This is a genomic window from Halomonas sp. SIMBA_159 (assembly GCF_046536035.1).
GTDB lineage: Bacteria > Pseudomonadota > Gammaproteobacteria > Pseudomonadales > Halomonadaceae > Vreelandella > Vreelandella venusta_A.
The window spans coordinates 101,867-113,688 of sequence record NZ_JAWJBT010000006.1; the positions used below are offsets into that span (position 1 = coordinate 101,867).

Annotated in this window: 10 protein-coding genes; 9 read left to right on the forward strand and 1 reads right to left on the reverse strand. The window is 59.5% G+C overall.

Features of this window, described 5'->3' with window-relative positions; translation table 11 throughout:
* Nucleotides 1–304: 304 nt before the first annotated feature.
* Both R0J87_RS05610 and R0J87_RS05615 read left to right on the forward strand, forming a co-directional pair.
* Nucleotides 305–721, forward strand: coding sequence for a ribbon-helix-helix domain-containing protein (locus R0J87_RS05610; protein ID WP_188638019.1), 417 nt, complete (start codon nucleotides 305–307; stop codon nucleotides 719–721).
* A gap of 53 nt (nucleotides 722–774) precedes the next feature.
* Nucleotides 775–2,010 carry an extracellular catalytic domain type 1 short-chain-length polyhydroxyalkanoate depolymerase gene (locus tag R0J87_RS05615; protein ID WP_498884879.1) on the forward strand — a complete coding sequence of 412 codons (1,236 nt, stop codon included), beginning with the start codon at nucleotides 775–777 and terminating at the stop codon, nucleotides 2,008–2,010.
* 82 nt (nucleotides 2,011–2,092) lie between these two features.
* Here the strand turns inward: R0J87_RS05615 and R0J87_RS05620 are convergent, their stop codons facing one another.
* Entirely contained in the window at nucleotides 2,093–4,033 is a 1,941-nt protein-coding gene (locus tag R0J87_RS05620) for an exoribonuclease II (RefSeq protein WP_498884967.1), read from the reverse strand.
* A 181-nt stretch (nucleotides 4,034–4,214) separates the two neighbouring features.
* Between R0J87_RS05620 and R0J87_RS05625 the strand changes: the two genes are divergently transcribed.
* From R0J87_RS05625 to R0J87_RS05655, 7 genes are all read left to right on the forward strand, one after another.
* Nucleotides 4,215–5,012, forward strand: coding sequence for a Cof-type HAD-IIB family hydrolase (locus tag R0J87_RS05625; RefSeq protein WP_498884881.1), 798 nt, complete (start codon nucleotides 4,215–4,217; stop codon nucleotides 5,010–5,012).
* Between the two features lie 116 nt (nucleotides 5,013–5,128).
* On the forward strand, nucleotides 5,129–5,854 hold the full coding sequence (locus R0J87_RS05630) for a response regulator (RefSeq protein ID WP_498884883.1): 726 nt from the start codon (nucleotides 5,129–5,131) through the stop codon (nucleotides 5,852–5,854).
* Nucleotides 5,855–5,928: 74 nt separating this feature from the next.
* Nucleotides 5,929–7,332 (forward strand): ATP-binding protein, encoded by a 1,404-nt coding sequence (locus tag R0J87_RS05635; protein WP_498884969.1) that lies wholly within the window; start codon nucleotides 5,929–5,931, stop codon nucleotides 7,330–7,332.
* A gap of 166 nt (nucleotides 7,333–7,498) precedes the next feature.
* Nucleotides 7,499–8,779 carry an ABC transporter substrate-binding protein gene (locus R0J87_RS05640; RefSeq protein ID WP_054645203.1) on the forward strand — a complete coding sequence of 427 codons (1,281 nt, stop codon included), beginning with the start codon at nucleotides 7,499–7,501 and terminating at the stop codon, nucleotides 8,777–8,779.
* A gap of 98 nt (nucleotides 8,780–8,877) precedes the next feature.
* Nucleotides 8,878–9,792: a carbohydrate ABC transporter permease gene (locus R0J87_RS05645; RefSeq protein ID WP_253505931.1), complete on the forward strand. Its 915-nt coding sequence runs from the start codon at nucleotides 8,878–8,880 to the stop codon at nucleotides 9,790–9,792.
* Nucleotides 9,785–10,663: a carbohydrate ABC transporter permease gene (locus R0J87_RS05650; RefSeq protein ID WP_498884886.1), complete on the forward strand. Its 879-nt coding sequence runs from the start codon at nucleotides 9,785–9,787 to the stop codon at nucleotides 10,661–10,663. Before R0J87_RS05645 ends, R0J87_RS05650 begins: the two co-directional genes overlap by 8 nt.
* A 19-nt stretch (nucleotides 10,664–10,682) precedes the next feature.
* A complete protein-coding gene (locus tag R0J87_RS05655) occupies nucleotides 10,683–11,804 on the forward strand; it encodes an ABC transporter ATP-binding protein (protein ID WP_404465608.1) in 1,122 nt (373 codons plus the stop codon).
* Nucleotides 11,805–11,822 lie beyond the last annotated feature (18 nt).

Genomic DNA, 11,822 nt, shown 5'->3' on the forward strand with positions numbered 1-11,822 from the left:
CACTTTTTATTTCCTGCGAACCGTTTCCAGCTTTCTATTTCATCCCATTCCACTTTTCACCCCCATTGCCAGCTATCGGCTTTGTTGCCGATGGACGTTCTCTTGTGCGTGTTAGTTGACTGTTTGCCGAATCAGGCTAATATAACATCTATATGGATGGTATATGGATTCTAATTGGATGGTTTAGAGATTGGTGACGTGCTGATATTTGTAACGTGCTTACATTGGCGGCACGGTTTCAAAAGCCTCACATCCAGCAACATCCACCCGCCGATTGATGATTGAGCACAACGAGGAAGGACACATGAGCGTGCATGAACTGCGCCGTAAGGGCGGTGATTCCAGTGAAAAGATCACCATTAACCTGGGGGTGGTTGACCTGGGGCAGATCGACCTGCTGGTTCAGGAAGGCTTTTACTCCAACCGGACCGATCTAATTCGCACCGCTATTCGTAATCAGTTAGCGACCCATGCTGAGGTCGTCAAAGAGACCGTGAGCCGTAAGGCGTTTGTATTGGGCCTTGAGCATTACAGCCGTGCAGATCTAGAGGCGCTGCAGTCAGCCGGGGAGACGTTGCAAATTCAAGTGCTGGGCATGGCCAGCATTGCCGACGACGTGACGCCTGAGCTGGCCCTTGCCACTATCGAGTCCGTGGTGGTTTTGGGCGCACTTCATGCCAGCAAAGCGGTGAAAGCCGCTCTGGCGGATCGCATCCACTGAACGACTCACTCAATAAGCGCTGACCACGCCATCATTGAATAAGGATATTGAAAATGATCGATGTCACGATGACGAAGCGAATGGAAGAAGCAACGCGGCTCACCCGCGCGGGAAAACTACAAGAGGCCATGGCGCTTCTCCAGGGCGGCAGTCCCGACGTTAGAAGCGCAGAAACACCGGATAACTCTTTTCAGCACGGTAGTTATCAGCACAGCAGTTATCAGCAAGGCGATACTTTTGATGGGACCTGTGAGGTCATTGATGGAGAAGCCACCGTATCGAAGCCCGAGCCTTCTGAGTCGCCAGCGGGAACATTCTCGCCCGGTGATATTCAGATGCCGGCAGCATGGCGCGATAAGTGGATGAAGTATCGTGGTGGCATGGCGCAAGCCGAGCAAGCGCCGAGCCCCAGCGAGAAACCGCAGCCAGGCGCGTTTACTGGCGGTCGGTTTACCCACCCTGTGGGGTCGCGTGATTACAAACTATATATTCCTAGCGGCTATCATGGGCAGGCGCTGCCGCTGGTAGTGATGCTGCATGGCTGCACGCAGAACCCTGATGATTTCGCTGCCGGAACCGAGATGAACCGGTTAGCCGAAGAGCAGCTGTGCTGTGTGCTTTATCCCGCTCAGCCGATGACCGCGAATAGCTCGAAATGCTGGAACTGGTTTAAGGCCGAAGACCAGCAGCGTGAGAAAGGTGAACCCGTCATCATTGCCGCCATGGCCCGCCAGATCATCGATACCCACGGGCTAGATGAAACGCGGGTCTATGTGGCTGGGCTTTCTGCAGGCGCGGCCATGGCAACTACCCTGGCGATGACCTACCCAGACCTGTTTGCGGCGGTAGGCGTGCACTCCGGGCTACCCCACGGCGTCGCCCAAAGCCTTCCCGATGCGTTAAGTGCCATGCAAGGAGGCTCCGGGCCGCTGGGCGGTGGGAAAACACAAGGCACTCATTGGGCATCGGATGTGCCCGTGATTATATTTCATGGAGATCGTGACACCACCGTGCACCCTAGCAATGCGCAACGCGTGGCCGCCCAGTACCGTCAATCACGCCAAGCAGGGGCGGAGGTGGAGCAGGGAAGTGTGGCGAATGGCCACTCCTATACCCGTACCACGCACCATGACGCGAAGGGTAAGCTCCAAATGGAGCAGTGGCGCATTCACGGCGCGGGCCATGCCTGGTCAGGGGGCAGCGCTAAGGGCAGCTATACCGACCCCAAAGGCCCCAATGCCTCTCAGGAAATGCTGCGTTTCTTCTTGCAGCACCAGCACGCTGAATAAATGCTCTCACCTATCACTGCCACAGACACAACAACGGCGCCGTAAGGCGCCGTTGTTGTGTAGTGAAGCTTAGAAGAGAGTGCTAAGCGGCGGGCTTGGCTACCAGCGAGCGCGTCTCTTCACGGGCTTCCGTGAGTGATACGCGCAGGCTATCGCCTAGCTTGAAGCGCTCTTCGCCTTCGATCTGAATGCGGCCCTCTTTGTCATCAATCACCACTTTATCGCGGTCACTGTGCATCAAAGGGGCAGGCACGAACGCCGTCGCGCCGTTCTCGATCAGGCGAACTCGCATGCCGCCACGGTTGATCGCCATGATCTCTGCATCGAAGGTATCCTGATTCTGCGCGGCCGGGGTCAGGTAGCGCACGTAGAGCCAATCTTTCACGTCGCGCTCGGCCATGCGGTTCAGGCGGCGGCGCTCGGTGAGCTGCTCGGTGAGTTGCTGGCTGGCTTCAGCCGGTGCCTGCTCGCCCTTCAGCACGCGCTTGATCAAGCGGTGGTTGACCATATCGCCATACTTACGAATCGGCGAGGTCCAGGTGGCGTAGGCGGGCAGGCCCAGGCCGAAGTGCGGGCCAGGCTGGGCCGACATGCTGGTGAAGCCCTGGAAACGGCGCAGGCGCGCATCCAACCAAGCGTCGTCGCGGCTCTCAAGCGCACGCTTTAGCTCTTTATAGTGGGCAAGCTCGGTGAGTGCTTCCTGGGCCACTTCGATTTCCTGAGTCGCCAGGAACTCTTGTGCCGCTTCGGCTTTTTCCGGCTCGAAAGCGCGGTGCACGTTAAAGATGCCGTGGCCGATATGGCTGGCCAGGAAATCCGCACAGCAGGCGTTGGCGGCAATCATCGACTCTTCGATCATGCGGTTGGCTATGCGGCGGTCTTCGGTATGAATCCCCAGCACGTTGCCCGCTTCATCCAGATCAAACACGTAATCCGGACGATCTTTAAATACCAGCGCGTGCTCGTTACGCCACGCGGTACGCGCTTCGGTCAGCTCACGCAGGGCGTGTAGCTGCTCGGCAATATTATCTGCTGGTGCCCAGTCGCCTTGGCCGTCAACCCAGTCAGAGACGCGCTCGTAAACCAGCTTAGCGTGGGACTTCACGTTGGCCGCGAAGAAGCGGTAGTCGCCCAGGCTGCCGTCGGCGTTAATGTTCAGCGTGCAGGCCAGGGCAGGGCGCTCTTGGCCTTCCCATAGTGAACACAGGTCATCGGCTAGCTGCTCGGGTAGCATGGTCACGTTCTGGCCCGGCAGGTACACGGTAAATGCTCGGACGCGGGCTTCCAGGTCAGCAGCGTGGCCCTCTTCCACATAAGCGGTGGGGTCGGCAATCGCAACGCTCAGCTGCCAGCCGCCTTCCGGGCGTGCTGCTACGTGCAGCGCGTCATCCATATCGCGGGTTTTTTCGCCGTCGATCGTGAAGTACGGCTGCTCGGTGAGATCTTCGCGGGTGAGGCCTTCATCGTGCAGCGGCCAGTCGGTGCCGGCATCCGGGCACTCTTGCTCCAGCGCGTGGCGAGCAAGCGTCACGCGCCACGGCACGGCCGGGTTATCGGCTTTGGCCACTAGCTCATCAATCTGAGTGAAGAAGCCGCGGTCGTTCTCTTTTAGCGGGTGACGCACCAAACGCGCTACGACCCAATCGCCGTCGGCAATCGAGTCTTCATCCAGACTGTTTTTGATGCGTGCTTTTAGAACGTTGCGAATCGAGGGGTGGTCCGGCACCACCGCAAGGCGGCCTTCGCGCTTTTGCACGCGAGCAACAAAGCGGTCTAAACCGGCTTCAATAAGCTTTTCAGGCTCAACCGATTTTTTATCGCCGTTCTCGTGAATCACGGCTTCCACACGGTCGCCGTGCAGCACCTGTTTCATGGCGGGGGGCGGCACGAAATAGGATTCGCCGCTATCAGTTTCAAGAAAACCAAAGCCTTTTTCTGTGGCTTTGATCACCCCTTCAGCGCGCGGGGTGGTTTCACGGATCTGTTGCTTGAGCTGGGCAAGCAGGGAGTTGTTTTGAAGCATGTGTTCAATCAGTTGGCGAGAGTAGGTTGCCACTATACGGATTCCCACTGGCCGCGCCAATCGTTGCCCCTGGGGAAGTGGCGACTGCGACGGCAGGTCAATGACTTACTTACGGTTGGCTGAATCGGTTAAGCTGAGCGAACTGCCACGCTAACCCTGCTAACGCACAAGGAGTGCTTTTATGACCCCTCGCCTGATCGTTTCCGACCTGGACGGTACGTTGCTGGGCAGCGACCATCGGTTACATGACATCACCGTGGAGGTGCTCCAAGAGTTGGTTCAGCAGGGGCACCATTTGGCGCTGGCCTCTGGCCGCCACTACCACGATATGCGCGTATTCCGCGACGAGCTGGGCGTGCCTGCTCACCTAATCAGCACCAACGGGGCCTACACCCACGATCCGGACGATGGCTTGGTGAGCGCGTCGCATCTCAACCCGGATCACGCCCACACGCTGATTCATTTACCCCGACCGCCCCAAGTGCGCCTCACCCTTTACCGCGAAGCGGGCTGGCATGTGGATGCCGAAGCGCCGCACCTGCTTTCACTGCACGCCTCGACGGGCTTTCGCTATGAGGTTGTGCCACCGGAGCAAATGGACGCCAACGGCGTAGGTAAAGTGCTCTATTTAGGCGACCCGGACGCGCTGGCAGAATTGGAGGCTCAGGCCCAAGCGGCGCATGGTGATGGGCTGCACATTACCTACTCCACGGTGGACTCGCTAGAGATTATGGCGGGCGGGGTGAATAAGGGCGTGGCGCTCGCTGCGTTGCTTGAGTCGCTTGGGCTCACCGCCGCCGACTGCCTGGCCTTTGGCGATAATCTCAACGACACCGAAATGCTCACCCTGGCAGGCGAGGCCCAGGTGATGGCCAACGCCCATCCGGCGCTGTTTGACCGTGTGCCAGAAGCCCAGCGGATCGGCCACCACGGCGAAGCAGCGGTGGCGTCGTTCCTGAAGCAGCGCTTTGGGCTTTAGCATTTGTCGCTGTCATTTTCGCTCTGCCACCTTAGTCGATAGCCGCTTGCGGTAGGCGGAGCGCTCCACCATCATCTAGCCCCTAAAACGATAATAACTTAGGGGCGCTTTCCACGATGACAACCACGCCTGCGACCTTGATGGTGGTCGACGATGACCCGGAGATTCGCGAGCTGCTGGCGGATTACCTGGGGCGGCACGGTTACCACGTGCTGACCGCAGAGGGGGCGGATGCGCTCTACCAACAGCTTGCCGAGCACACGCCCGATTTACTGATCGTCGATGTGATGATGCCGGGGGATGATGGTTTTACCATCTGCCGTGAGCTACGCAAAACTAACGACACTCCCATCATTATGCTCACCGCCAGCGCTGACGATACCGACCGTATCTTGGGGCTGGAATTAGGGGCCGACGACTATATCGGCAAACCCTTCAATCCCCGCGAGCTGCTGGCGCGCATTAAAGCGGTACTACGCCGCACGCGCCCGGCGGCCGCAGCGGCCGCCCCTCAAGAAGCGCGCTGGGTACGCTTTGGTGAGTGGCAGCTCGACCGAATGACGCGGGAATTAGTGGATCACACCGGCGAGCGCACCGCGCTTTCCGGGGCAGATTTTCAGCTGCTCCAAGTGTTTTTAGAGCGCCCCGCCCAGGTGATTACTCGCGATGATCTCTACACCCTGACCCGTGGCCGCGATGCGCCGCCGTTGGACCGCTCGATTGACGTGCACGTGTGTCGGCTACGTCAGCGCTTAGGTGAAGATGCCCAGCATTCACAGCTGATTCGTACCGTACGCGGGGCGGGCTACGTGCTCACGGCCAGGGTAGATGCGGCGTCGTGACGTCGTGGCGACGCTGGCTGAAACGGCACTCGCACTGGCTGCCCGGCAGCCTGCGCGGGCGCTTCGTCATTATTATGATTGCCGGGGTGCTGGCCGCCCAGGTGGCGAGCTATACCATTTGGACCTCTCAGGTGCGCGCCAGCCAGCTCGAACAGCTCGATGAGCTCTCCAGCAATATGGCGTTTAGCATCGCCTCCACCATGAAATTCTTCCGTTCGCTGCCGGTGGACTATCGGCATATCGTGCTGGATCAACTGCGCAGCATGGGCGGCACGCGTTTTTTTGTTAGCGTGAACGAGCGGCGTATTCCCGTGGCGGATATCGGCAGCGGCCCGGAAAAAGAGGTGGTGGTGAGCAACGTGCGCACCATTCTGACCCAGCAGCTCTCGATTGATGATGTGGTGGTGGAGTTCTCCCGCCCGGAAACCCTACGGGTCTTCAATAATGAAGTGCTGCTTTACGACCTGCCGCCCCGCTGGGGCCAGCACAGCCTGTTAATGGAACCCCTTTCGCCGCCCATTCTGGTGGTGCAGCTGGAGCTTGCTCCCGATACCTGGCTCTATGTCGCCACGCTGCTGGGCGTGCCGGATATTTTCAGCGGCTACCGCTGGCTCTCAGAAGAGCGGCTGCTGGCGGGCATCGTCGTGCTGCTCACCGTGCTGGCGCTGTCGCTATTGGGCATTACCAGCGTGACGCGGCCGCTGGCAAGGCTCTCCCGGGCGGCGCGTCAGTTAGGTGATGACCTGGACAGCCCGCCGCTGAAAGAGAGCGGGCCCAAGGAGGTAGCGGCCACCGCCGTAGCGTTTAACCGCATGCAGCGGCGTATTCGCGAGCAGGTGGAGGAGCGCGAGCGGCTCTTCTCTGCAATCTCCCACGACTTAAAAACGCCGATTACCCGCATGCGCTTACGGGCCGAAATGCTGGATGACTCGCTTCAGCGCGAGCGCTTCTGCGCCTCGCTGGATGAGCTATCCGAGTTGGTCAAAGGCGCGCTCGCCTCGGTCAAGGGGTTAGACCTGCATGAAGAGCCTCAGCCAACGGATCTCAACGCGCTAACGACCGAGCTGGCCGAGGCGCTGCGCTTGCAGGGGGGCGAAGTGCAGGTGGCAGGGCAGGTGGCGCCACTAACGGTCAAACCGCTGGCGATGAAGCGCTGCCTGGCGAACCTATTAGAGAATGCGGTGTTTTACGGCCAGCGGGCGAGGGTAACGCTGGAAGAACAGGCGGGCGTGGTGCGCCTACATATTCACGACAGTGGCCCTGGCATCCCTAAGGATCAGCTTGGCCGCGTGTTTTCACCCTTTGTACGCCTGGAGGTGTCCAGAAGCCGCCACACCGGTGGAAGCGGCCTGGGGCTAGGCATTGCCCGGCATATCGCTCGTGCCCATGGGGGCGATATTACCCTTACCAATCACCCCGCAGGCGGCTTGCTGGCCACGCTAACGCTGCCTCGCCAATCAAGTGTTACAGACTTGTAATACATCGCTAACACTATGCAGGACTCGGTAACTCCCGTTATGCGACTCGCTGTCGTACTCTGCTAAAAGCCGTTTTGCACCGCGTGTGTCACGGCATTACAACAGCGACAGCCGCCAAGCCTTTCAGGGCTGGTGTTCGCGATAACAACAATAGCAGGAGCTACCCATGCTGATTAAGCAGTTGCCCACGTTTAAAAAATCCGCCCTCGCACTGGCCTTAGCGGCAGGCACCGCCATGGCCGCAGGCACTACCCAAGCAAGCGATGTAGAAGTACTCCACTGGTGGACGTCCGGTGGTGAAGCCCGCGCGGCCAACGTCCTCAAAGAGCTACTCGAAGCCGAAGGTTACGGCTGGCAGGACTTTGCGGTGGCCGGTGGTGGCGGTGAAACTGCGATGACGGTGCTTAAATCCCGCGCCATGTCAGGTAACCCACCCTCCGCCGCGCAAATTAAAGGCCCGGAGATTCAGGAGTGGGGCGAGCTTGGCCTGCTGGGCGACTTAAATGAAGTGGCGGATGCCGAAGGCTGGAACGACCTGTTACCAGAAATTGTGGCCGATATTATGCGTTACGATGGCCAGTACGTAGCCGTGCCCGCGAACGTACACCGGGTTAACTGGCTATGGGCCAACCCGGATGTGCTGGAAGCCGCTGGCGTAGAAATGCCCACCACCCTAGACGAGCTGTTTGCCGCCGGGGAAGCCATTCGTGAAGCGGGTTTTGTGCCGCTAGCCCACGGTGGCCAGTCCTGGCAGGATGCCACCGTGTTTGAAAGCGTGGTGTTAGGCAGCCAAGGCACCGAGTTTTACCAGCAGGCGCTGGTGGAGCTAGACCCAGAAGCACTGGGCGGCGAGCAGATGGTCGCCGCACTGGAAGACTTCAAACGCCTGCGCGAGCTGATGGATGAAGGCATGCCGGGCCGCGATTGGAACATTGCCACCGCAATGGTGATTGAAGGCGTGGCCGGTTTCCAGTTGATGGGTGACTGGGCGAAGGGGGAATTCACCGCCGCGGGTCTGACCGCCGGTGAAGACTACCTGTGCGCCGCCGCTCCGGGCACCGAAGACGCCTTTACCTTCAACATCGATAGCCTGGCGATGTTCCGCGTGACCGATGATGCCGAGCGTGAAGCTCAGCACACGCTGGCGCGCTTGGTGTTAGAGCCCACCTTCCAGGAAGCCTTCAACCTTGCCAAAGGCTCCATTCCCGCGCGTCCTGACCTGGATATGAGCGAGTTCGACAGCTGCGCCCAGCAGTCGATGGCTGATTTCCAACGTACCGCTGAAGAGGAGGGGTTAGTGCCCAGCATGGCCCATGGTATGGCCGTTCGTGCCGACGTTCAGGGGGCTATCTTTGACGTCGTGACCAACTACTTCAACGACGCCGATATGCCCGCCGAAGAGGCTGCCCAGCGACTGGTCAGCGCCGCAGAAGCCGCTTCGTTTTAAGCGCGGCACCGTTGGCAATAGCGCAAGCACGCGCTGAACGTACGTAACCAGCGCCGCCGCAACGGCGGCGCTAGCGGTTGACTGGCGAGGAATTCCCCATGAGCGAAACCCCAACGCGCACCGCGTTGCGGCCAACGGCCTCTGGTCGGCTGCAGGCCTGGCTGCCAAGGCTAGTGCTGGCACCCTCGGTGGCGGTGTCTCTGTTTTTTGTTTACGGCTTTATGCTGTGGACCTTTGTTCTATCACTCACCAGCTCGCGCATGCTGCCCAGCTACGATTTTGTCGGGTTTGGCCAGTATGCGCGGCTGATGGCCAACGAGCGCTGGTGGGTGGCCTCTACCAACCTGATGATCTTTGGCACGCTGTTTATCGTGATCTGCTTAGTGCTGGGTGCGCTGCTGGCGATGCTGCTGGATCAAAAGATTCGTCAGGAGGGCGCGCTACGCACGGTGTATCTCTACCCCATGGCGCTGTCGTTCATCGTCACGGGGGTCGTGTGGAAGTGGCTGCTGAACCCGCAGCTAGGCATTCAGGCCATGGTGCGCAGCTGGGGCTTCGAGTCGTTTGAGTTCGACTGGATCGTTGATCCGGATATGGCGGTGTACACCTTGGTGATCGCCGCCGTTTGGCAGGCCTCTGGCTTCGTAATGGCGCTCTTTCTAGCCGGTCTGCGCGGTATCGACGATAGCATTATCAAAGCTGCCCAGCTTGATGGCGCGAGCCTGCCGCGCATCTACTGGCGGGTGGTCATGCCCTGCCTGCGCCCGGTGGTATTCAGCGCGGTGATGATTCTCGCCCACATTGCGATCAAGAGTTTTGACTTGGTAGTGGCCCTCACCGGCGGCGGGCCGGGTTATGCAACGGACTTACCCGCCACCTTTATGTACACCCACGCCTTTAACCGCGCGCAAATCGGCCTGGGCTCTGCCAGTGCCATGCTGATGCTCGGCGGTGTGCTGGCCATCCTGATTCCTTACCTCTACTCCGAACTAAGGAGCCGCAAACATGGCTAATGTGATTCGTCGCCAAACGCCTGCGGCCAAGTTGTGGCGGGTCGTGCTGTACGCGGTGCTGGTCATCGCCGCGCTGTTCTACGTGCTGCCGCTGGTGGTCATGTTGATGACTTCCATCAAACCGCTGAGCGAAATCAGCGCTGGTACGTTGCTGTCGTTACCGCAAAACCCGACGCTCGAACCTTGGACAAAAGCCTGGGGCGAAGCCTGCACCGGCATGCGCTGCGAAGGCGTGGGCGGTTATTTCTGGAACTCCTTTGCTATCGTCATTCCTGCGGTGCTGATCTCCACCGCCGTAGGAGCGCTGAACGGCTACGCCCTGACCAAATGGCGCTTTAAAGGCTCCGAACTGGTGTTTGCGCTGATGCTGTTTGGCTGCTTTATTCCGTTTCAGGTGGTGCTGCTGCCTATGGCACAAACCCTGGGCTGGCTGGGGCTTTCCAGCTCGCGGGCTGGACTGATCCTGGTGCACGTGGTGTTTGGTATCGCCTTTACCACGCTGTTCTTCCGCAACTTCTACGTGGGCATTCCCAACGAGCTGGTGTCGGCGGCCAAGCTGGACGGTGCCGGGTTTTTCCGTATTTTCTGGCGCATCCTGCTGCCGGTGTCCGCCCCTATCATCGTGGTGTCGGTGATTTGGCAGTTCACCCAAATCTGGAACGACTTCCTATTCGGCGTGGCGTTCTCGGCACACGACACCCAGCCGGTTACCGTGGCGCTCAATAATTTGGTGAACACCTCCACCGGCGTGCGCGAATACAACGTCGATATGGCCGCCGCCATGATTGCCGCACTGCCCACCCTGGTGGTGTATGTGCTGGCGGGTAAATATTTCGTGCGTGGGCTAACGGCAGGCTCCGTAAAGGGCTAATAACAATAGGATTTTGATAATGGCAGCGTTAGAGATTCACAACGTACGCAAAGAGTTTGGCAGCGAGCGGGTGCTGAAAGATGTCAGCATCTCCATCGATTCCGGCGAGTTTTTGATTCTGGTGGGGCCATCCGGCTGTGGTAAATCCACGCTGATGAACGCCATTGCAGGCCTTGAGCCGGTCACCAGCGGCAATATTTATATCGACGGCGAAGACGTCACCTGGCGCACCCCCGCCGAGCGCGATATTGCCATGGTGTTCCAGTCTTACGCCCTGTACCCCAGTATGACTGTGCGCCAAAACATCAGCTTCGGCCTAGAGATGCGCAAAGTGCCCAAGGCCGAGCGGGAAGCCGCCGTGGAGCGGGTGGCCGATCTGCTGCAAATCTCCCACCTGTTAGAGCGCAAGCCCGCCCAGCTCTCCGGCGGCCAGCGCCAGCGGGTGGCCATGGGGCGCGCCCTGGCACGGGAGCCTAAAGTCTATCTGTTCGACGAGCCGCTCTCGAACCTGGACGCCAAGCTGCGCGTGGATATGCGTACCGAGATCAAAAAGCTCCACCAGCGTTTAGGTACCACCATCGTCTACGTTACCCACGACCAAGTAGAAGCCATGACCCTGGCAGACTGCATCGCGGTGATGCGTGATGGCCATATTCTGCAGTTAGGCAGCCCTGATGAGGTCTATAACAACCCGGTGGATATGTTCGTAGCGGGTTTTATGGGTTCACCATCGATGAACTTCATCCGCGCTACGCTGGAAGCCGACGGCGATGGCTATGCACTGCGCATTGCCACCCCCGACGAAGCCGACCTGCTGCTGCCATGGCCAGCGGCCCGCCATACGGCAGGGCTAGTGGAGCAGCTCGACAAGCCGGTAATTCTCGGCCTGCGGCCTGAACATTTCAGCGAAGAGGATGTGCGGCTGAGCGAGCAGGCCGAAGGCACGCTGCTGGAAGCCAAGGTGAGCGTGGTGGAGCCGACCGGAGCTGATATTCTGCTGCGTTTGCCGCTGGGTGAGCAGGAGATTACCGCGCGGGTCGGGCCAAAGTGCCAAGTGGTGCCAGGCGAGCGCTTGGCACTGAGGGTCGATATGTCCCGGGCGGTGCTGTTCGATGCTGAAACCGAGCAGCGGCTGGCCTAAGCCACTGCGTGAGGGGTA